This window comes from Bacillaceae bacterium S4-13-56 (assembly GCA_040191315.1).
Classification (GTDB): Bacteria; Bacillota; Bacilli; order Bacillales; family JAWJLM01; genus JAWJLM01.
The window spans coordinates 30,682-53,462 of sequence record JAWJLM010000032.1; the positions used below are offsets into that span (position 1 = coordinate 30,682).

General features: G+C 38.1%; 21 protein-coding genes and 1 riboswitch. Of the genes, 2 read left to right on the forward strand and 19 right to left on the reverse strand.

Features of this window, described 5'->3' with window-relative positions:
• Position 1 precedes the first annotated feature (1 nt).
• The 5 genes from RZN25_10185 to RZN25_10205 form a co-directional block, all read right to left on the reverse strand.
• Entirely contained in the window at positions 2–1,021 is a 1,020-nt protein-coding gene (locus RZN25_10185) for a polymer-forming cytoskeletal protein (protein ID MEQ6377188.1), read from the reverse strand.
• A 763-nt stretch (positions 1,022–1,784) separates the two neighbouring features.
• Positions 1,785–1,958 carry a hypothetical protein gene (locus RZN25_10190; protein ID MEQ6377189.1) on the reverse strand — a complete coding sequence of 58 codons (174 nt, stop codon included), beginning with the start codon at positions 1,956–1,958 and terminating at the stop codon, positions 1,785–1,787.
• A 399-nt stretch (positions 1,959–2,357) separates the two neighbouring features.
• Positions 2,358–3,272 (reverse strand): protease HtpX, encoded by a 915-nt coding sequence (gene htpX / locus RZN25_10195; GenBank protein MEQ6377190.1) that lies wholly within the window; start codon positions 3,270–3,272, stop codon positions 2,358–2,360.
• A 250-nt stretch (positions 3,273–3,522) separates the two neighbouring features.
• Positions 3,523–4,218: an OmpA family protein gene (locus tag RZN25_10200; GenBank protein MEQ6377191.1), complete on the reverse strand. Its 696-nt coding sequence runs from the start codon at positions 4,216–4,218 to the stop codon at positions 3,523–3,525.
• Positions 4,215–6,035 carry a MotA/TolQ/ExbB proton channel family protein gene (locus RZN25_10205; GenBank protein ID MEQ6377192.1) on the reverse strand — a complete coding sequence of 607 codons (1,821 nt, stop codon included), beginning with the start codon at positions 6,033–6,035 and terminating at the stop codon, positions 4,215–4,217. Before RZN25_10205 ends, RZN25_10200 begins: the two co-directional genes overlap by 4 nt.
• 270 nt (positions 6,036–6,305) lie before the next feature.
• Between RZN25_10205 and RZN25_10210 the strand changes: the two genes are divergently transcribed.
• On the forward strand, positions 6,306–6,632 hold the full coding sequence (locus tag RZN25_10210; GenBank protein MEQ6377193.1) for an SCP2 sterol-binding domain-containing protein: 327 nt from the start codon (positions 6,306–6,308) through the stop codon (positions 6,630–6,632).
• Between the two features lie 152 nt (positions 6,633–6,784).
• Here RZN25_10210 and RZN25_10215 read toward each other — a convergent pair whose 3' ends face one another.
• The 8 genes from RZN25_10215 to RZN25_10250 form a co-directional block, all read right to left on the reverse strand.
• Positions 6,785–8,194: a hypothetical protein gene (locus RZN25_10215; protein ID MEQ6377194.1), complete on the reverse strand. Its 1,410-nt coding sequence runs from the start codon at positions 8,192–8,194 to the stop codon at positions 6,785–6,787.
• Between the two features lie 212 nt (positions 8,195–8,406).
• Positions 8,407–9,015 (reverse strand): alpha/beta hydrolase, encoded by a 609-nt coding sequence (locus RZN25_10220; protein ID MEQ6377195.1) that lies wholly within the window; start codon positions 9,013–9,015, stop codon positions 8,407–8,409.
• A gap of 18 nt (positions 9,016–9,033) precedes the next feature.
• On the reverse strand, positions 9,034–9,972 hold the full coding sequence (locus RZN25_10225; GenBank protein MEQ6377196.1) for a ring-cleaving dioxygenase: 939 nt from the start codon (positions 9,970–9,972) through the stop codon (positions 9,034–9,036).
• Positions 9,973–10,194: 222 nt separating this feature from the next.
• Positions 10,195–11,340 carry a KamA family radical SAM protein gene (locus tag RZN25_10230; protein MEQ6377197.1) on the reverse strand — a complete coding sequence of 382 codons (1,146 nt, stop codon included), beginning with the start codon at positions 11,338–11,340 and terminating at the stop codon, positions 10,195–10,197.
• 191 nt (positions 11,341–11,531) lie between these two features.
• Positions 11,532–12,392, reverse strand: coding sequence for an NAD(P)-dependent oxidoreductase (locus RZN25_10235; protein ID MEQ6377198.1), 861 nt, complete (start codon positions 12,390–12,392; stop codon positions 11,532–11,534).
• Positions 12,393–12,531: 139 nt separating this feature from the next.
• On the reverse strand, positions 12,532–13,131 hold the full coding sequence (locus tag RZN25_10240) for a TetR/AcrR family transcriptional regulator (GenBank protein MEQ6377199.1): 600 nt from the start codon (positions 13,129–13,131) through the stop codon (positions 12,532–12,534).
• Positions 13,132–13,149: 18 nt separating this feature from the next.
• The gene (locus tag RZN25_10245; protein ID MEQ6377200.1) at positions 13,150–13,584 is read right to left on the reverse strand and encodes a DUF5392 family protein; all 435 of its coding nucleotides are present in this window, start codon (positions 13,582–13,584) and stop codon (positions 13,150–13,152) included.
• Positions 13,584–14,348 (reverse strand): GTP pyrophosphokinase family protein, encoded by a 765-nt coding sequence (locus tag RZN25_10250; GenBank protein ID MEQ6377201.1) that lies wholly within the window; start codon positions 14,346–14,348, stop codon positions 13,584–13,586. The genes RZN25_10245 and RZN25_10250 overlap by 1 nt, the downstream gene beginning before the upstream one ends.
• Positions 14,349–14,635: 287 nt before the next feature.
• Here RZN25_10250 and RZN25_10255 point away from each other — a divergent pair, with 287 nt between their 5' ends.
• Positions 14,636–15,346 (forward strand): DsbA family oxidoreductase, encoded by a 711-nt coding sequence (locus RZN25_10255; protein MEQ6377202.1) that lies wholly within the window; start codon positions 14,636–14,638, stop codon positions 15,344–15,346.
• 156 nt (positions 15,347–15,502) lie between these two features.
• Here RZN25_10255 and RZN25_10260 read toward each other — a convergent pair whose 3' ends face one another.
• From RZN25_10260 to RZN25_10285, 6 genes are all read right to left on the reverse strand, one after another.
• Complete coding sequence (locus tag RZN25_10260; GenBank protein MEQ6377203.1) at positions 15,503–16,195, reverse strand: ECF transporter S component; 693 nt, start codon at positions 16,193–16,195, stop codon at positions 15,503–15,505.
• Entirely contained in the window at positions 16,174–17,829 is a 1,656-nt protein-coding gene (locus RZN25_10265) for an energy-coupling factor transporter ATPase (GenBank protein MEQ6377204.1), read from the reverse strand. Before RZN25_10265 ends, RZN25_10260 begins: the two co-directional genes overlap by 22 nt.
• Positions 17,802–18,689 carry an energy-coupling factor transporter transmembrane component T gene (locus tag RZN25_10270; protein ID MEQ6377205.1) on the reverse strand — a complete coding sequence of 296 codons (888 nt, stop codon included), beginning with the start codon at positions 18,687–18,689 and terminating at the stop codon, positions 17,802–17,804. Before RZN25_10270 ends, RZN25_10265 begins: the two co-directional genes overlap by 28 nt.
• Before the next feature lie 3 nt (positions 18,690–18,692).
• Entirely contained in the window at positions 18,693–19,391 is a 699-nt protein-coding gene (locus RZN25_10275; GenBank protein MEQ6377206.1) for a DUF4430 domain-containing protein, read from the reverse strand.
• Positions 19,392–19,459: 68 nt separating this feature from the next.
• On the reverse strand, positions 19,460–21,262 hold the full coding sequence (locus RZN25_10280; GenBank protein MEQ6377207.1) for a DUF4430 domain-containing protein: 1,803 nt from the start codon (positions 21,260–21,262) through the stop codon (positions 19,460–19,462).
• Between the two features lie 160 nt (positions 21,263–21,422).
• Positions 21,423–21,620: riboswitch (cobalamin riboswitch) on the reverse strand.
• 210 nt (positions 21,621–21,830) lie between these two features.
• Positions 21,831–22,781 (reverse strand): ISLre2 family transposase (locus RZN25_10285; GenBank protein ID MEQ6377208.1); only part of this gene is annotated, 951 nt, incomplete at its 5' end.

The following is a 22,781-nucleotide window of genomic DNA, read 5'->3' on the forward strand; positions in this document are numbered from 1 at the left end:
CTTATTGAACTTCAGTTGCGCCAGTTACTTCACCATCGATAGCGGCAGTTGCTTTAACATCTTCGCTAGCAAAGTAAAGGTTTCCGTCGATCTTAGCAGTTTCATGAAGGTTAAATCCATTTGCTTCTACAATAACATCACCTTTGATGATACCACCCTGAATACGTAGGTTTTCACTTTGTACTGTTAATTTAGGTACAGTAATTGTGTATTGAGCAGTGATGTTATGGTCTGCATCTTGAGCATAGGGAGCGATTTTACGATAGATATCGTTAGCCGCATCGCCCTTATCATGGAATTCACCAGCAACAACTACTTCTTCATCAATTGTTAGATCATTAAGTGTTGCGATAATCCATGTTCCGGTTAGGCCTACAGCACTAATAAATGCCTCTGCATCGTTAACGATTGAAGCAGTAGTTACTACATCTGCTCCACCAGAAACTTCAGTTGAACCAGTTACTTGACCATCGATAGCTGCGGAAGCTTGAGCTTCTTCACTAGCGAAGTAAAGGTTTCCGTCAATTGTAGCAGTTTCGTGTAATTGGAAACCATTAGCTTCTACGTATACATCACCTTTAAGAATTCCACCTTGAAAGTTTAAGTTTTCACTTTTAACGGTAAGTTGAGGCATTGTTAATGTAAATGATTCTGTAATGTTATGATCTTCGTCTTGAGTGTATGGAGCGATTTTACGATAGATATCGTTTGCAGCGTCTCCCTTATCGTGGAACTCACCTGCTACAACAACTTCTTCATCAAAAGTTAAGTCGTTAAGAGTTGCGATGATCCATGTTCCACTTTCGCTTACTGCACTTACAAATGCGTCTGCATTGTCAACGATAGAAGCGGTAGTCACTACGTCTGCGACTCCATCATTCCCTGTGTTTTCTTCGTTATTTTTCGCCGCATTGTTTGTTTCATTGTTTTCTTCGCTAGCGTTCGCATCTTCATCTGCTCCGCATGCAGCTAACAAACCTACCAACAAAAGAGCCGCTAAAATTGCCGTCCATTTTTTCATTTGCTTTTCCCCCTAAGGAATTTTATTGTGATTGCTTTCACATTGAATATTACCATAAATATCACAATAAAAGTTCCTTAACTATGTATATTTTGTGAAATTACGAACATATGCAAACAAAAATATATGTAATATTAAATCATTGTTATATAAGGTTTACACCTGGTTGAAAGTGCTAATTTAGGATGTTCTTTTTTTTGTAACATTTATAAAAGTATGTATATATATGTAAAATTATGCGAAATAATGGTGTTTTAATGAATAAAAAACCAACACTCTTGTAGTAGAATGTTGGTGTGAACTACTCATCACTTCCACCCTTTCGGATTGCTTGAAGTGGAGGCTTCTCGGGTTATTACATTTTTATTAGCTGACGAAATTACCAAGCTAACCCTTTTGTTCCAAGAGCTATATTTTTATAAAGTGAAACTTCAATCAGTGGGGGTCCCTCACTGATTGTTAGGACCCAAGGGCATGACCTAAAAGGCCCTTGAACTAATCGGACATTTAAGGTCAGTCTATCCCCTGCCTACTCTTCTCGTTTCACTAAAGACTTGAGGTGGGGTATTACTTCCATGAAAAAAACATTAAATTTTCCATCCTTGTTGGTGAAGCTTGCTTCATGGTTGGTTGCCCGTTCATGCGGGATAAAAAAAGATCTTAGGATGCCATGCAACCGAAATTCATCTCTCAATTGCCATTGGGCTACGCCCTTCACATGCTTGAACAGAGAGACTCCTTTCGAAAGTACGATACGTCGAGTTTAGCTTCCCATTTTCCGTCGTGAATTACTCACTTTTTTCGTTTGTTGACTTTGCATTCTATGAGTAGGTCCTTTTCCACTCACCATGTTTGTATTATTATTCTGAGCTTGTTTCTTGCGTTCAAGTTGCTGTTTAATAAGCTCTTGGGTAGAAAGCTTTTTTTCATTTGACATAAATTGTCTCCTCTTTCTTGTAACTGTTATGTTTAATTTACTTTACCATTATAATATATGTCCTACTATTTAATCATCATAATTTTAGAAGCACTGACCAACTGGGTGAAATCATGAGTATCCTGTTATAGACAATTTATGATTAATTGGTGGTCAATTTTTCGTTTCACTTAAGACTTGAGGTAGGAGTATTACTATTACTGCCATGAAAATAAAACATTAAATTTTTGTTCCTGTTGGTGAAGCTTGCTTCATGATTGGCTGCCCGTTCATGCGGGATAAATTCTAAGAATGTAAAAAAGAGCGATCCATTCCACCCCAAAAGGAGTAGTCTTTCTCGCTCGTTAATTCTAAAAAAGCACGAAAAGAAAAAACTACCTTGCTAAAGCAAGTTTTTAATTATATCTGTTCAAGACGTGCTATACGATCGTCTAAATCAGGATGACTGGAGAATAATGTGACAACTCCACGCTTACTGCTAATTTTCATCGTTTGAATAGCAGAGTCATCCGAATGATCTTTTAAAGAAGCACGGTTTACATAGGCTTTTAGTGAGCGTAAAGCATGTGCCATTTTATCACGGCCTGCTAGGTCGGCTCCTCCTCTATCAGCATGAAACTCACGATGCCTTGAGTACGCACTAACCACAATACTCCCAAGGATAGAGAATAGAATTTGGAAAATAATAATTGCTGCAAATCGCACAATCACTTGCATTTCTTCACGAACTAGTCTTGAAGCTATAATCGCAACAATTCTTGAGAAGAATACAACAAATGTATTCACGATACCTTGAAGCAAAGTCATAGTTACCATATCCCCATTTGCAACGTGGGCTACTTCATGGGCAATAACACCTTCCACTGCATCTTCATCCATCGCTTGAAGAAGTCCTGAAGAAACTGCTACAAGTGAGCGTTTCTTGGATGGCCCAGTGGCAAAGGCGTTCACTTCAGCAGATTGGTAGATCCCAACTTGAGGCATATGTGATAACCCAGCTGCACGAGCAAATCTATGAACTTTTTCAACAACAGCTCGCTCTTGAGCAGATAAAGAACCCTCAGGATCTAAAACCTTTACCTTCATCATCATTTTTGCCATCCAACGTGACATGGATAAAGATATGAACGATCCTGTAAAACCAACAATTAAACTAAATACCATTAAGGAAGTATAATCAATTCCTAACCCTGAACCGCCTGTTTCAAACGACCCATTTATTCCTGTTAGAGAAGTAATAACAGACCAAACGATTACAATTGTAGTCATAACAAGAATGTTTGTTAAAATAAACAGAAACAATCTTTTTCCCATTCAGTGAAAACCTCCATTTTTTTGTACAAGTACATATACAGTTTACCATAAAAAGAAATCCAGTATAAAGAAAATTTATCGTAGGTATCAAAGATAAGTATAATGCAAGCGCCTTGATCGTCTACAGAAGGAGGGAACCGACGCTAGTCGTAAGCTGCCCCTCGAAACAACTTATTTCTGCGAAGAAGGTCTAAGTAGCTTTCTGTCCGTTGAAATTCAAATAACAAAGAAAGAACTTGTTAACTCTTCCTTACTTCCCCTCTAAAATTTCTCTTGTTTTTTCTAATATTTCTTCATCTTTAAGTCTGAATTTAAATTCAACCCGGCGAGATGCTGCTGCATCATATTCTCCATTTTCATCATAACGACCATCCGTAAATGACTTTCCATTGACCGTTAATTTTTCTTGTAGAATGGGTTGAAGGTCTTTATGAGGAAAGCCGCTTCCCAATATATAGGACGCCACACTATACGCCCGATCTTGGGACAACTTGAGATTATATAAATACCCATTATCTCGATCTGTATGGCCTTCGATGATGATTTCAGCAATATAATCCTCATAACCACTTTTTAATAAAATATCAATGTATTTAGGCATGAACTCATTCAAGTATTGATTGGACTCAAGCTTTAACTGATCATCATCGTAATCAAATAAAATATCCGTATCGAAAATGATTGCCCCTGTTTGTTCATCAACCTCAATTCCTAAAGGAGAGTCTTTAAATTCAGCTTTTAAATCGTTAACGAGTTCTACACGAACACCCATAATCTGATCGATCGTTTTTTTCATTTCTTCAATTTGATAGGATTTTATAATCATCATACTAATGAAAACTAGGATAAAACAAAGCAAAATCGTCGTTAGTAAATCTGTAAAGGATGGCCAAAAAAACCCGTCTTCCTGATCCTTTTGAAACAGACGTTGGTATTTATTAATCATTGATTACCAACCCTCGCTTGGTTAGAAAAATTAGCTGCTTCTTGTGTGAAAGCATAAAGCTGTTGGTTCAATTGTTGAATGGCTTGTTGAAGTTCACTCATGGATTGTTGGGCATAACGGGCATTTTTCTGTTGGCTTTCTTCAGTTACCTCCCGCATTTGCCTATATTCTTTTCGAATGGCATCATTTGTAGATTCGACATAGTCCCCGATACTTTTAACTACTTTATCCAGTTTGTCTCCAAGCACTCCCTCTAAATTAGAGGCATAATTTGTCAAGGAATCCTTCACTAGGTCCAAATTGGAATCAAGTTGATTTTCACGGTGTTGAAAGGAATCTTTCATTTGAGAAATCGTATTATTGATTTCCTTAATCAGTTGGTTATTTTTCATACCGATTTGTTCATAAGAGCTTGTTGCGTCCTTTAAATGATTTTCAAACGCCATGGAATCAGCCAAATGAGATTTTAAGTGATTGTTGAACTCTTGATTAAATTGTTTTAATTCCGCAAACCGATCAGACAGCAGATGCTTATATTCAGCTTGAGTATCATTTAAAATTTGCAAAGCGTGTGGGAGACCTACGATGGATTCTCCAAATTTATCAAAGTCTCGAGTCAGCTCGCTTAAATAAGTAGTAATTCCAGACAACTGCGAGGTTAAATTTTCCCCAAATATATTACGGAACTGCTTGTTATGCTTTTCCATTCGATCCACGAGCTCATGTGTTTTTCTGTTCATTTTTTCAAATTCTGATTGTACAGAACGTTGACTATCTACAATCGATGAAGTGAAATCCTTCAATTCCGTAACGGACTCCTCAAAGGTATGGAGAGTTTCCATTTGAGTTTCTGAAACTTCTTTAATTTTTTCATAGGTTTCATCAAATGTGCTAGCCATCCGCTCGTTTCGGCCGTCCATCTTCTTAAAGTACTGAAACAGCTGGTCAAAGTTTTTGTTTAAGTTAGAGGTGGCACTGCCAAATCCATCAGTAACTTCTCTTACATGATCAAAAATTTCGGCAAAATCCTTTAAGTTTTCAGAGAGACCTACATTAAATTTGGCTAAGTCTTCAGCCGATTGCTGGAGGCCCGTTGTATAATCCTGAAATCCTTTAAAGGAGCTTTCAATACTTTGTAGGGATTGCTGGTTGGTTTCTTGGAGCTGGAGAATAGAAGAGTTGATAGTCTCGGACACTTGGATGAGTCGCCCAAGACCGTTTTGCTCCTGTTCCCCTAACATGGACTCTACTTTTAGCATAATATCTGTCATAAGATATTCTGTGTTAGCAGCTCGAATTAAAACCGTCATGATAAGAGATAAACTCATCCCTGCAATACTTGTATAAAAAGCAATATCAAGCCCTGCTAGAACACTGGCTACCTCCGCTACTAGTTGATCCCCTGCTCCTCCGATACTTCCAAGGGACATTGTCAGTCCAATAAATGTACCAAGGACCCCAATTAAAATGAAGATCGACACCGTCATTTGAATGAGTTTAATAAGAGTAATAACAGGTAAACTAAAAATTCTCCAACCTGAGAATTTTTCCTGGACAAATGTCTCGACTTTTACAGACTCCTCTTTTTGTCTATGGTCAAAATCTTCTTTATAGGAACGCAATGGATCAATATCCATTCGCTTTGTTTCACTAATGTAATTTCGAATTTTTTTTAGTTTGTTATACAAGGCTAAATGGACAAAAACAGCGATAACGAAGGTAATAATAAGTATCGTAAATATAAGCTCAATCACCTGACTAGCCAATATTTCCTGAGCACGCTGCTCCCCAATAAACAACTGCAAAATAGCTTCCACCAAAGTTCACCCCTCCTATATTTCAAACCTAAATCTTTAGTTCAATAGATCATTTATTAGGAGGATAACAAAACAAGACCCTCCCACCCACTTTTAATCATATTCATCAAGGAAGAAAATCATGTCCAAGTGTAAGGGATTTTGGGTATGTTGGTGGGTTGGTGTGTTGGTAGGGACGGTTCTCATCGTGAATTCCATGAATAATAGAGGATTTTTTTAATAATACAAGGAATAAAGTTTAATAGGTTTTGAAAAGGGGGGATAAGCATAATGAGTGTTAAAACTGAGCTTTTACAATTAGTTGAAAGAATGAATGACAATCCATCATTCATTCAGGAGGAAAAGGATCGTATTTTTCAAATTGATTTGGAAGAAAGCGGTCCTTTGCAGATTGTGTTAGAAAATGCTCATGTAGAGGTTATTGATGGGGTGTCAGAAGATGCTTCGGTAACCCTTAAATTATCTGATCAAACCTTTTCCAAGCTTCTTCGAGATGATTTGAACACTACTGTAGCTTTCATGAAGGGTCAAATTAAGGTAGACGGGAATATTGGACTTGCACTAAAACTTCAAGAAATTATGAAGAAATATCAATAGGGTGGAATGGGCGGCATGATGTGAGTTATGCCGCTGTTTCCCATATATAGCGAGGTGTTCTACAAACAAATTTTAATAACAATAAAAGTTATTTTATCAAAGCTTTGCCGTGTTGGCGAGAACCGTCCCCACCAACACGCCCACCAACACGCTTACAGTACCAACATAGTTTGTATATAGATTTGCACTAGGAGGTAGAAGGCTATGGAGTAGGATAGGTTGAAGCTGAATCCGTTTTTTATGACTCCAAGGCCGTTTGTTGCACTTAAAATAATAATGGGAATCACCATTGGTGAGAGTACAACGGAAATGACACTTCCTGATGTCATCGATAAAACTACGAGCTCTGGTGGGTATGGTAGGCTTACTCCTTGCAAGATACCAGCAACCAAAACAATAACAGTAAGAGGACCTAATCCAAGGAACCCTAGAAATATGGCCACAAAAGGAAGGATCATTAAGAAATTCACAAAAGGAACCACTTTTTCCACATAAAAAAGTCCATTTACAATCTGATCTCCAATTCCAGATTGATTTACGGAGAAAATAAGAGCGCCAGCAGCTAGTAGAATTCCAAACTGCTGAGATTTTAGTCTTACTTCTTTTGTGAAATAGACTTTTCCCTCTGACCAAAAGCTCGCCATTCGTCTTTTTAATAAAAAATATCCCATAGTCCAAATAACAATGATGGGTGGAATGATGATCAATAATTCCCATCCCAAACTAATATGCAGAATAAAAATGACACTGAACAAGGAAACAAAAAGAAAAGCAAACTCAAAGACCAACCGATTTCTTTTATGAGGATCCATTGAATTTTCTGCTAAACGTTCTAATTCATCTTGAATTCCTTCCGTATATACAATCTGATACTTTTTTTCTTTCTTAATTAGAAAAAGAACAGATAGGATCATGCCCCCAATGGAAATGATGAAGCCTTGGGCGATTGTCCACCCTAATGGCGCTTTCAAATGGTCAACAGCAAAAGCAAAGCTAGGAATACTGATTACCCAAAGGGTGGTTAACGCAAAGGAACGTAGCAGGGCCGTTCCCTTAAAGTACTCCCACGCCTCCCCTTTTTTTCCTTTGAGGAAATCATTTACAAATTGATACATGACAGGAATAGCACCAAAGAGTAGAAAATAGGCAATAATCTGATTTACCAGCATGATTCCAAAGTGAAAGCGATTGCCTGTGTTTAGAATAGACTTTGCAAAATCCATAATGGCGTCTATGTAAGGTTCTTCTCGTAGGATCCAACCGATAATGGGGACAATTAATAATAAGGCAATTAAACTGCGCATTTCTAACATTCCATAGACTACAAATTCGATGATTGATCCACCAGTAGTCATCTCAATTACTGTTGCTACTGCCAATAAAAAAAGAGGGATTAAAGCCGCTCTCATTGAAAGGAAAAGCAGGGCGAAAATGATGGCAGCAACACCGGATGTTGCTAGTGCATATAAACCGATAGGAGACGGAAAAAGATAGGTAACAAAATGCAGAATGGCATATATCGTTACTGATATCGTGAAACCTATCGCAACAAAACGTTTCATTGGAAAGCTCCTTCTTTAAACTCACTTTTAAATTGGTGAAAAAATTCCTCTTACCTCCCCTATTCTATTTCTAATAACTTGGCCATGTCTATAAAAACGGTTTAATATTATCCAAAATCGTCCAATATATATTTGCGGATATTCATCAGATGGTCAACCCTAAGCTAAAAAGCTAAGTGTGTTGGTGAGAACCGTCCCTACGAACACGCTTTTTATGAAAAAATCCCCTTATACCACTTGGCTGCTGCTTCAGCCTCTGTTCTTGTTAATTGGTGCCCATTGTTTTCCCAATGAATATTCACTTCTGCATTAGCTTCTTTAAGAATTCGTTCAAGCTCATTAGACTCCGTTGGTGTACAAATAGAATCATTCGCTCCCGCCGTAATAAAAACGGAAGTACCATCTAAATTTGGAAGCTTAGTTCCCCTAATTGGAACCATCGGATGATGTAAAATCGCACCCTTTAAGGCATCATCGTAATGAAAGAGCAAGCTACCAGCAATATTTGCTCCATTGGAATATCCAACAGCTACAATATTGTTTCGGTCAAACTTATATTTTTCTGCAGCATCATCTAAAAAACTGTATAGTTCCTTTGTTCGAAAAACCAAATCCTCTTCGTCAAAAACTCCTTCTGATAAACGGCGGAAAAATCGATTCATTCCTTTTTCAGAAACATTCCCTCTCACACTTAATACGTTTGCCTTGGAATCAATCATTTTTGCTAATGGAAGAAGGTCTTCCTCGTTTCCACCAGTTCCATGAAGCAATAAGAGAGTTGGTTTTGATGGATTGCTTCCCTTGTTAAAAATATGTTCCATTGATAGAACTCCTTTCCATTACTCCAGGTTACGCACTTCCAATGGAAGTAAAATTTTCTCAATTTGTGAGCGATCTTGCTCATATTGCTCAGGTAACATTAATTTCTCTCCCATCGTCTCTTTTGATTCATCATGTGTGAAACCTGGTGGATCTGTAGCAATTTCAAACAAGATCTGTCCATGTTCTCTAAAATAGATGGAGTTAAAATAATTACGGTCTTTAACAGGTGTGACCAAATATCCATTTCTTTGAATATGCTTTTTCCAGTCTAATTGGTCTTCGTCATCTTTAGATCTCCAAGCAATATGATGAACAATACCGACTCCCATTCCCCCACGTTCAGTTGGTGTCTTCTTTATATCAATAATATTTCCTATATTATCTTGTGCACGAAAACGGATCAGTTCACCCTCTTCAGCAATTTTATCAAGACCCATCACTTGTTCCAAAAGTTCCGCTGTTTTCTCAGGTTGGATAGAATATAAAATCGCCCCACCAAACCCCTTTATTGCAACATTCTCGTTTACCTCACCAAAGACCCAAGGATTTTTCGCTCCTTCTTCCCTTTCCACCAACTCTAATTGAAGCCCATGTGGATCTTCAAATTGAATGTATTTTTCATCGAATCTAGTTTGTTCTGCATAATTTATTTTGTACTTATCTAGTCTCTTTTTCCAAAAATCAAACGAATTTAATGGGACTACATATGTTGTGACTCCTACTTGTCCTCCACCAATTTTTCCTTTTTGCGCTCCTGCCCAAGGAAAAAAAGTGATAATAGTACCGGGTTGACCCGTTTGATTACCAAAATAGAGATGATAAGTTCCAGGATCATCAAAATTTACGGTTTGCTTGACTAATCTTAGCCCTAGAATACCTGCATAAAAATCAACATTTTCCTGTGGATGACCAACAATAGCCGTAATATGATGTATTCCCATTGATTTTTTTCCCATTCCTACTGCTCCTTCGATATGGAATACTTACCAATATTTATTATGATACATTTCGAATTCGAGATAATTTTAAATTACACTCATTCTTAAGTCAAAAGATTGACAGTAGAAAAAGCCTCGCTGAAATTTCAAGGCTTTTCTGTTTTCCTATTTCGTTACAGTAAAAATATCAACCTGAAATAGGCATGTATGACCTTCCATTGTTTTCCTCGATTCTATTTTTTATTTTACTAGTTCGTTGGCTGACACAACCTCATCCGTCTTTTTTGACGGAGGGTTCCAATATTGTTCATTCCCTGGTAAATCATCAAACCATGAGGCATCTTCAGGGCAGTCAAGAACCATAAACTTTCCATATTCCTTATCTCGCGATTGATGATACTTTAGGTATGCTTTTCCGTCTTCAATTGCCAAAATTTCAATCTTTCCACTGGTATGGCTCATGGCAAGACGAACACGCTTACCAAGCCCAGAGGTAAGTGCTTTAGCTTTTTCTACAATATCATATACTTCTTTAAGGGTTAAAACAAAATCTCGGTTCCCTGCGACAGGCCTGTTAACAAAGAAATAGTAGGGAGTGACACCTGCCCATGATAACTTATCAAGGAGCTCAGATAATACAACAGGATCATCATTAATCCCTTTCAATACTGGTGTTTGATTAACTACAATAGCACCTGCATCGTGCAGAGCTTCCAATGCTTTTTTTGCTTTAGATGTAATTTCTACGGGGTGACTAATGTGGGCCATTACATAAATTCGATGTTCTGGGGTAGAAAACTCTCGGATGAGTTGGAGCAATGCTTCATCTTCATAAATTCTCATAGGATTAAATACAGGCATTTTTGATCCTAATCTGATGATTTTTACATGAGGAATGTCTCGAAGTCTTTCTAATATCATTCTTAATTTTTTTGTAGCCAAAATAAGTGAATCGCCACCAGTTAACAATACATTATTAATTTCAGGGTGATTTTCAATGTACTTTAATCCTGGTTCAACATCACTCATAACTTCCTTTACGTCATTACGGAATAATCTTTTTCTAAAACAATAGCGACAGTACGACCCACACACCTCAGAAATCAATAGTAAAGCCGTTGTTGCGTATTTATGCTGACAACCTGGAACAGCATAGTTTGTATCTTCGTCAGAAGCATCCCATCGACCATATTCTTCTAATTCCTTTTCACTAGGAATAACCAGCTTGCGAATCGGGTCATTGGGATTCTCCCATTCAATTAGACTTAAATAATAGTCATTTACACGAAACACATATTTGTCTGTGATACTTTTTAGTTTTTCCCTTTCGTGTTGTGGGATCTCTTGAATCTTATCAATTTTCGTAATGTACTTGGGCTGTGCCATGTATACCTCTCCCTTCATCAATCGATTCACATTCGTTCCTCAATGATTATTCTAGGGTGTTTACATTTGACCGTCTGTAGAGACCAGCCTAGTATTCTACTAATTTTAGTATACCAAAAAAGAAAGCAAAATTAGGACTCTCTCCAAAGAAAAATCCCTCTAACGCTAAATTAGAAGGATTTCTCGAATCATTATCGATTTTTTATAAAATGATAAATGGCCGACATATCTTTTCTTCCTAACCCGCTTTGCTTAGCTTGGCCATAAAGCTCTTTAGTTGCATTAGCAACTGGCATAGCTTGATTATTTTCATAGGCAGCCTGCGATACTAAATGTAAATCCTTATGCATATGTTCCAAAGGAAATTCCTCTTCAAATTCATTTTCCATAAGCTTATTACGCTTCATATTAAGTATAGGGGCAGTCGTCGGACTATTGAGCAAAGTATCGATAACCGTTTCCTTTTCCAACCCAATTGCCTCACCAAAGCTTATCGCCTCTGAAAAAGCAGCCATGGATTGAGCAAGCATTAAATTAATTACTAATTTCATGGAAGCTCCTTTTCCGTGCTCTCCATGATATTGTACAGATTTACCCATAACGTCAAGTAATGGTCTAACCTCTTCTAAATCCTCTTTGCTTCCACCGACTAAGAAAATTAACTCTCCTTTTTGAGCAGGAATTTTTGAACCTGAAACAGGAGCATCTAGAAAACGAATATTTCTTTGAGTTGCAGCCTCTGCCATTCTTCTACTGAAATTAGGGTCTACAGTACTTGAATCTACCCAGAGCTTACCTTTTGCCAAATGATTGAGGAATCCCGACTCCCCAAGAGCCATACTTTCAACAGCGTTTTCATTTGTGAGCATAGAGAGAATAAGATCTGATTTCTCCGCAACCTCAGCCGGAGTCTCTGCCCACAAAGCCCCTTTTTCCAATAAGTTTTCTGCTTTAGACTTTGTTCGATTATGAACAATCAAATTGTAACCAGCATCCAACAGATTTTCTGCCATAGCATTCCCCATAATACCTAACCCAACAAAACCAATCATCATCCCAACTCCTTACATCTTGTATAACCTACCCTCTCATTTTAGACAATTTAGCAATAAAATTCAATTTAGGGACGGTTCTCACCAACACGGTACAATTTATTATGTGCTAGTGTGTTGGTGAGAACCGTCCCTATCACTACACCACATTCCTCTTTAGTATATTTATTTGGGTAATGTAGTTGTGTAAGGCGTTCTCTGGTGATAGGTTTTTCGAGAAGGTTTCTATGAAGTTATGGAATGTGATGGCGGCAATAATTTTCATAAAATGATATAGTTCTTCGTCTGTTTGTATAGGAAGCTCGTCAGTTTTTATGAATTGGCTCATGAACAGAAATTGTTTTTTATCACCATCATGAGTAAATACCTCTGAAAGAGATTTTTCTATTTTATGATTCATATTTAGTATGGTATTTTTGAAAAAATAAAAGTTTTCATCGTCTTGTATAATACATTGAAAAAATTCGGGTAATGTGTCAAAAAGACTACCTTTATTTTTCTCCAGCATGGACAAAAATTTTTCGTGGGTTTGTATGGAAAGATTACCAAGCAAATAAAAATAGGCGTCCTCTTTGTCTACAAAATACTGATAAAAGCTACCTCTGGGGATATTGGCATCTTTGATAATATTAGAGATTGAAGCTTCGTATAAAGGAGCTCTTGAGAACTCTTTTCTCAATGCTGTGATAAGCAGTGTTTTTTTCTCTTCAGATAGATTGTGGAATGTGGCTTTCGGCATACAATATCCCCTCCTTCCTTAAAAATAAGATAACCGGCTCATTCTATGTTCTTCCTCGAGAAATTCAACAAAATACTGAAAGGAACGGAAAGGGTGTTGTTTTACTAATTGTATATATTTGTTTTTAACTTCTGGAGTAACATCCTCACTCTGATGAATTCGTTTAATGATATACTCCTTAGTTCTCTCCATCAATTCCTTTCTTTGATACCGTACTTCTTTTGATAAGGCTAATCCAATAGCACCTAGTACCGCGTAAAAAGCCATTGCAATTAGATTATTCTGTTGAATAACAAATAACAAAAAGAACAAATTTATTAATGAGAAGACTATCAATGGAAAGGACCAGAAAGAATATTTGGCAGCCTTTTTCGCAATGGGCTCCACAGTCTCTTCTAGTTTATCTACTTCTCGTTTTACAAAAGGGGGTACGTCATTCATTATCATCTTCATCATGATCCTCCTTTCTTCTTCATTTGAGATTGTTGGGTTAATTTAAATAGATCAAAAGGAAGATGCATATCTTCCTCCCCCATGTTAAATTCTTGAATCACTTGGTCAAATTCAGAACTTTCCTTTATTTCATTAACCTCATGATGGATACTTTCCATTTTTACGTCCAATTCGGTAGCTGACTTAGCAGCTTCCTTTAATTCGCCGACCAACCGATGGGGAATCTCTTGATTATATTTATAATAAATTTTATGCTCAAGGCTTGCCCAAAAATCCATGGCAATTGTCCTTATCTGAATTTCAACATAGACATTCTCCTCTCTGTCAGACATAAAAATAGGAATTTGGATAATCAGATGAAGGCTTCTGTAGCCATTTTGTTTTGGATTCTCGATATAGTCCTTGACCTCTACCACCGTAATATCCTTTTGCTCCTGGAGCATTCGACTAATCTTATATATATCAGATATAAAAGAACATGTAATACGAATTCCTGCTATATCCCTAATGTTTTCCCTTACGGAATCTAATGAAACCTCATATCCTTTACGATGGATTTTTTTAAAGATACTTTCTGGATTCTTGACCCGTGACTTTACATGTTCTATTGGATTATATTCATGAATATACTGAAACTCCTGCTGTAAAATATTAATCTTTGTATTTATTTCCTCCACAGCAAACTTATAGGCCATCATAAATCGAATCAGTTCCACCTTAATCCTCTTAACATCCGCTGTCTCTTCCGGAAATTGAATCTTCATGCCAATATCCTCCTACTATCGTGCTGATTAGCGTGCTGATTAGCGTGCTGATAGGGACGGTTCTCACCAACACTTTTCAATGTTTCAGTCTTTAATTTGCCAATCGCAAAAGTGACACCGTGTCACTCGATAACTCTATTCTATTATGACATCGTGTCACATGTCAATGAAATAGTTGTTTTTGGACATAGTAAAAAGTAGGAATCTTTTCATGAGTCACGAAACCGACAAATTCAAGATTGATATGGTAAAATACCATATATCTTATTTAAATTGGAGGAATGAAAATGAAGATTGAAATCTGGTCAGATTTTGTTTGACCGTTCTGTTATATTGGAAAACGTCGCTTAGAAATGGCGTTAGACCAATTCCCTCATGGTCATGAGGTAGAAGTAGAATTTAATAGTTTTGAATTAGATCCAAATGCTCCTTTATACTCAGGTAAGAGCATTCATGAGTCATTGTCTAAGAAATATGGCATGAGTGTAGAACAAGCCAAAAAAGCAAATGAAGACCTCGGGAAACAGGCTTCTTCAGTAGGCTTGAAATTTAATTTTGAAGAAATGAAACCAACTAATACATTCGATGCTCATCGCTTGTTTCAATGGGCAAAGACAAAAGGAAAAGAATACACCTATACCGAAAAAGTACTGCTTGCCTATTTCAGTGACTCCAAACATATTGGGGATATCGAAACCCTAGTGCAATTAGCTGTTGAGGCAGGTCTCGACAAAGAAGAAGCAATTGAGGTTCTCCAAAACAAAGAAGCATATGCTCAGGAAGTGAGAGCTGACGAGAGTAAGGCTCAACGCTATGGCGTTACGGGTGTTCCTTTCTTTGTCATCAACCAAAAATATGCGATATCTGGAGCACAGCCATTAGAAACCTTCAGAAATGCACTTCAACAGGTATGGGAAGAGGAAAATCCAGCACCAGTGCTAAAAGATTTATCTTCTCCATCTCAAGGCGCTGTCTGCACAGATGAAGGTTGCGATTAAAAATTAAGCTACTCATTTTAAGAAAAGCCTAACTATTGGATTACCAACACGTTAGGCTTTTCTATATGATACTATCAATAAATCCCCCAAGCACAGCAGTAAAACAGCGTCAAATTAGCATTTAAACGTGTTGGTGAGAACCGTCCCTACCAACACTTATGCTTCAAATTCGAATAGACCATATTTTGTTCGGAAGCGTTGAATCATTTTAATCCAGGTTGCTCCAAAAAAGTATAGTAGGATCACATTAAATACGCCATGCATTACATCAAAGGTTAGGCTTGCTCCATAATAGGCTGCAATTGTTCCCCAATTCACTTCTTGCATGACACCTAGGACAAACCACAAATTCATCACCCATCCAAAAAGGATTCCAGTAACGAATCCAAAGGAACTAAGTCCAATTCGGTTTTTCAAGAAAAAGGTGTTTCGAAGTAAGCCCGCCGTTAATCCAATCATTCCCCAAGCATACATTTGCCAGGGTGTCCAAGGACCTTGCCCCAAAACCAAATTGGAGACTAGGGCTGACAGTGTCCCAACGATAAAACCACTCTGTGGACCAAGAGCCATTCCCGAAACAATGACTACAAAAGTCGTCGGTTGAACACTTGGTATGGCAGAAAAAGGAATTCTTCCCACAGCAGCGATCGCACCTAATATGGCAATTACTACCAGTTCTCTACTTTTCATTCTTTTTCTTGAAAAGCTAATTAAATAGGGTAGAAAAGAAGCAATCATAAACAAAACACTAATTTCCAAAAAGTAATCAAGCAAAACTTTAGGAAAAGCAATTAATACCATCAATATGATTGCCGAAATGAGGAAAGTTAAATACTTTTTATACGCCATAATCTCTTCGCCTCCTCAAGAGTTAAGGCTGATGGAACAGGACTATTTCTTGTGATTCGATTAATTACAGTTGTATAGTATGTGTTTTCACTAAAAAATTCTCTCGTTGCTTCTAAGGATGTTATGGAACCTTGGAAGAGCATGCTACACCTCGTAGAATACAGCGCAGCAAATTCCGTATCATGGGTCACCATCACAACAGTAACCCCCTTAGCAACCTGGGAGGCAATCAAATCTCCATAAGTTCTTTTCGATTCAGGATCTAACCCCTTGGTAGGCTCATCAATAAGGAGTATAGATGGCTGTATAACTAAGGCACCTAATAAAGCCGCTTTTTGCAACTCTCCCCCACTAAGGTCGTAAGGATGACGATCTTGCAAATGAGTAAGTTGAAATTCTTCTAACAAATCATCAATTTTTTGATCAGGATTTCCTAACTGATGACGGTGTGCTAACAAATCAAATTCCTTACGCAAGGTGTCTTGTAAAAAGAACAGCTTAGGATTTTGCGGCAAATAATGAATTCCCTTTGAATTTGCCTTTTTGATTTTTTGACCATATATACGTACAGATCCATGTTGAGGCTTCAATAGTCCACTTATAACTTTTAATAAAGTGGATTTTCCAGTTCCATTTGCACCGACAATAGTTAACCATTCACCTTCATGAACTGAAAGAGAAAGATTTCTAAGAACAGGTACAGTATATTTTGAATAGGAGTAATCCACTTCTTTCAGTTGAAGAATATGGTTTTTCTTCTCCGTGTTTTCCTTTTCCATCAAATCCTTAGGCAAAATCTCAATTTCTTGAGCAGAAAGCCATTTTCTTGCCTCATTTACATTTAAAGGAACCTCTCCCCCATTAGTATCCGGCATAGAATCTAAGAAAAGCAATGCAGAATTTGGTAGATACTGACGAAAAACAGAATGAGAACTTATCTTTTGAACAAAAGCTCGTGGTGTTGTATCGTGCTTTAACTCACCCTTGTCCAACATGATCACCCGATCAGCAACTTCAAATAGTTCTTCTAATCGATGTTCAGCAATGAGGATGGTCATTCCAAACTCGCGATTCAGTCGTTGTAGGATATGAATGAATTCTTTCGATGCAATCGGATCAAGCTGTGAAGTCGGCTCATCTAATAACAAAACAGAAGGTTCAAGCAAAAGAACAGCCACTAAATTGATCAGTTGTTTTTGTCCACCAGAGAGCTCACTTGTCTTTTTTTCAAGTAGATGATTGAGACCAAAGAAATGAACGAGCTCAGCCACCTTCTTTCTCATATAAGAAGTGGACATTCCTAAGTTCTCCATACCAAATACAAGCTCTTCCATGACATGATCCATCGTGATTTGATTTTCAGGATCCTGAAACACCAGTCCAATTTCCTTGATTAAGAATTCTTGGTCGATATTTTCCATTGCCTCACCGTTGAAGAAGAAAGAACCTTGTCTCACTCCGTGGGGAGCTATTTCTTGTTTTAACAAGCGAAGTAAAGTAGATTTCCCGCTTCCTGTAGGACCACATAAAACCACAAATTCTCCCTTTTGTATGGAGAAAGAAAGATCAGAAATGGCCTTGTCTTTCACCTCTGGATACCTGAAGCTTATGTTGTTTGCTGAAAGTATTTCCATTTGATGATCTCCTTTCCCTCTGTCCATATGGGAAACCCAATGAGTACTACCCAAACGGTCAAATAAAACCACTCACGGCCTATAAGAGCAGGTTGCTCTACGATGGGAGTAAGTGATAAAACTCCATCTCCAAGCCACCATCCTAATAGAATCGCGAACCCTCCAACAGATAAATATAGAAGGGACATCCAATCTCTTTTTTTCATGAGATAAGAATTGTATTTTGTCCGCTTTTTTCTCCCGTATCCACGTGCAGTCATCGAATCGGCTGTTTGTATAGATTCTTCCATGGACCATGTAATTAGCGCTTGAAGAAGGAGGACTCCATTCTTAATTCTTTGTCTTAATGTCCCTTCGTGAACAGAAAGCCCTTTTAACTCTTGAACATCCTTCATTTCTAGTAATCTTCTTTGCAATAACGGAACAAACCTCATAGATAATAAAAGTAATAATGCCCACTGTGGAAAAACTCTGTGAAACAAATAGACAAATTTATTGGGTGTCACTACTTGATTAAACGTTATAAAGATCATCAAAATACATAGGAGAGTGAATGCCGTCATAATTCCTAGATAGACAGACTCCAGTTTCACTGGGTAATCTCCTATATAGAAGGCCACTATTGTACCACGCCGATTAAAAAAGGGAACAAAAAATAGAGTAGCCACCGTCATTAAAGCAATTGGCCAGCGCCATTTTTTTAGTTGCTCACCACGATCAAGTAAAAGATTAATAAAAATAATCATTAAGCTTGCAGTTAAAAGAAAGACTGGATGTTGATAAAGCATCAATCCACTAATGACGATGACATAATAGAGTAGGAGAATGACAGGATGAAGAGAACGAAATCCTCGATCCATGAATTAACCCTCCTCTATCATGGTTGTGATATCGGTCGCATAAATCCATTCTATCTTTTGACCATTCTTTGCTTGATACGTACCAGAACTGGATGTGATGAATACACCGTCCACTTTTACTAGCCAACCACTTAACGCTCCATGATCAAATTCGTAAAGGTTATCTATACCTTCCACATAGGCGGTGGCATTAGAACCCCGGATGTGAACCGTATCCCCTAGAGCACGTTTTGTCACATCAAGAACCGTATCCCCCTCTTTTAGTTCCATCTCTTGAAGAGGGAAAATCGTTCCCCGAATATCCCCTGTTTCTACGGAAAGCTGAACCATATGTTTTGGTTTGTCTGAAGTATCTGATGTTTCTTTTTCTGTTGTTGTGTTCGCTTTAGAATCTGTAGTTGAATTAGTATTCTCGGAAGTGGATTGTTCTTTCGACTTGGAAGGTGTCTCTTGTATGTCACTTTCCGAGCTAGGGGTTGCTCCCTCTCCCTCTCCCTCATTCTCTATTGTTTCATTTTTACTAGAATTGACAAAATCGTTATTTCTATCTAGCACCTTGGGTTCCAACGTTTTTTCTTGCTCAGAAAATAGATGACTTTCCATTCTATTTTCACTAATTGGCTGAACCTCGTCTTTGGAACAACCTATTAAAACAGAGAAAAGCAAGGACATGGTTGTTATGCTTAGTAGAAATCGCTTCATAGGGAGAACCTCCTTACCTAATGACGAGGTAAGGTAATCTATCATTCATAGATCACCATACCGCCCATCTATTGTACTTGTTTTTTCTTAACAATAATCATAGTAGATCCAAGCATGAAAAGAATGAATCCTAGTAAAACAAAATTCATATGATCAGTTGCTGTATCTGGCAGACGATTTCCTGTATCAACTGTTGGCTCGACCTCTTGTAAAGCTCCTTCAAATTGGAATACAGAACCCTTATCGGCCACAAAGCTTTGATAGGATACTAAAGCTAAAAATGCTTGCTGTGTTGCGATAGAGTCGCTTTTAGTTCCATCAATCAAGTGGCTGAATCCACCATCCTCTTGTTGAAACTTAAGTAGATGTTGAACGAGATTTCCGCCAGCCTTTGTAAATTCTGCACCAGTTGGATCAACCCCAACAGCTGCTAATCCTGCAATCACCTGAGAAACAGATTCACTAGAGTCTCCTCCATTAAGTTCGGAAAGAAACCCTCCCATATCATCCTGAGTTTGAGATAAAAACGAAACGGCACGATTTACGGCAGCCCTAACTTCCGTTTGATCAAGATAAGGAGCTAGGCCACTTAAAGCCATTCCAGTAATGTCAGCACTAGCTGTTGTACCAGTTAAGGCCCACGCTCCACCCTCAAGTTCAGCATTCAAGATGATTTCAATTAACTGATCCTTAGTGGTCTGATCTACTTCATAAGATCCACTGTCGATAGCTAACAAGGCATAGATGGCCATATTAATCGAAGGTTCTTGTAAGTTTTTATGGTTAACCAGTGCTTCAACAAGGTCATAACCCTCAAAGTTAGTGGCATCAACTCCAGCAGCCGTAAGTCCCATGATCAATTTTTCCAGGTCAAATACATTTCTAAATTCACCATTTACTTCCTTTACCTGCTTTGAGGCACTTTCTACATAGGATGAAGGAATCTCCTTACCTGATTTCGCCAATGCCCAAATCCATGTTTCTTTTCCATATACATAAGCTATATTGTTTTCCTTTGCATAAACTGAAATTTGGTTGATTGCATTTTGGATGATCTCTTTATTGATAGTAGAAAGATCATCTTGCTGTGACTCATCTGAATCTCCTTCAGTCGGTGGAGAATCCTCTCCATCAGTCGGCGTCAAATAATTATCTAAAGTTAAAGTAATAGAATCGCCTTCCTGAACAGGGTAAGATACCATACCAACTTCCATTGCTTTTCCATTTAATGATGTACCCCAAAAATCCCCTTCAACAAGCTCTGTGTTATCTATGTTGTTTACGAAGGTTAACCATTCACTGTCCACAGAGGCCTGGACCGTTACTCCATTTTCTTGAGCCGCTTGGAGTAAGGCTGCATAGGCGTTGGAACCATTCATCACTTCTACTTCCGTTTTTGGTAGGACGTCTCCATTATTTGCTTTTGCTTCAACTGAAACTTTTACAGGTGCAGGTGGCTCTTTCCAAGATGAGATATATTTAAACATAATATCTTCAGCGTTTTTTACTTCATAACTAGATGCCCCTACTCCCGCTTCCTTCCCATTTATAACAAAGGACCAATAAGCATCCCCCTCCGCTACTAGACCATTAATTCCAGTTAAAAACACTCCCATATCACTAGTCGAATATTCAAGTTGGTCTTCCCCAACCACATCTAACAATACGTCAAAAGCTGTATCTCCCTCTTCAAAACCGACTGCAGTTAAAGGAAGAATTTCTTCCCCCTCGCCATCAATTGCTGAAATGGTAACCCCACGCTCTAAGGTAGCAGCATCAACCACTTCCGGTTGAACAAATACAAAACTGTTTACTAACAAAAAGAAGATCGATAATACAGATAAAATTTTGTTTCTATTCATTGTTCTCATTTTGTTTCCTCCTCGTATAAAAATTCACCAACTTAAGTACAATTAAAGACAAATAAAAAAATACATTCCATAAAGAAATGTATTTTAAATGTCTGCATCCTATCATGGCTACTTTCCTCCATGATCTACGCTGCAACATACACCTCCCTATTCTCGTAGGTCAAGTGGCGTAAAAATAGGCAGGTCTCCTGGCTCATGGTCAACACATCCTTTCACCTTCCCATCTCATGAAGACAGTGGTATTTTGAAAGGACACTCGCATATTACAGTGGCGGAACCGCGCCGGAATTATACCGGACTTCCCTATTAACCTTCCAAATGCTTATGAATTGGAAGGACCTATTTTGCCATATGAAATTATAGTTTAATAGTAGGCAAATAAATCCAAACTGTCAATGTTTTAACACGTGCTGTATGTGTCAAGTTTTTCTCGATGTAGTTTTTATACCAATATTCCTGGCGCTCTATTTTTGTACACTTTATGGACCTACCGCGCTTGCGCTTGCTGACCAGTAAGTAGTTGACACGTTCATAAATACCAAGAACCTGTTCAACTACTTACTGGTGTTTAACGAAAAGTCTTTAACAGTTGGCCCCTTGCAGTTGAGTGAGCTACGTACAGGCTTATAGTCCCTTGTTTCGCTCCTATCGACGGGCGTGTAGGCTGACGTAGTATTTGTGCCATTCGTACAGTCTGTTTCACATGACGCTGTTTCCTTTCACTTCTCCTTTGATGCTTAAGATAAACTTCACGTAACGTTCCATTTAAAATACCTTGGATAACCTTTACCATTCCTTCTCCGCCTTCTTTACTCCAATGCATCCCTCTTTTTTTCATTCGGAAAGAAACGTGCCGTTGGTTGGACTCCATCGCTCCCAAGCTGCGAGCATCCTCAGGAGGATTCTCCACCTTTTCTCTCCAGTCAAAAATACGTTCCCAGTTACGGTTAATATACGTCCGAAATTCTTCAAGTTTTTTTTCGCCTTTTTGTTCTCCTAGCGTGCTTTCGAAGGTATCAATCCAACGTGTGAAATCATCTTGATTATGTTCTTTCAGTGCTTTTTTAACACCGTCCTTAAACACATTTTTCCCTCCACCAAATACACGATTTAATGCTTGGGAAACATGGTAGGGATCTAATTGATTGAGAACTGGATATCTTGATTGGGAGAACGCTTCTTGAAACCTCTCCGCAGTATATCCAGCACCTCCATCACTATTACTCACAATTCTTGTATCTTCTAGTGAATATTCATGGGCTGTAAAGGCTTGAACCTCTTTCCAAAACTCAGTTGTAGGTTGTGTAGTCAAAATGACTTTAGGCTCCTTTAAAGAAACACGCTTTCCGCTTTTTTTCCATCCTTCGTGAACTACCGCATGATGCACTTCTAGATTCTTTTTCTTCTTTGTTCCTCTAACAAATACACCGTCTGCCTCCGCATATAGAAAATCTACCTTTTTTCCTTCCGGGAGAAAGTCTGCTTCATCTAGCTCAACCACCATTTCCGTGTCGGCTTC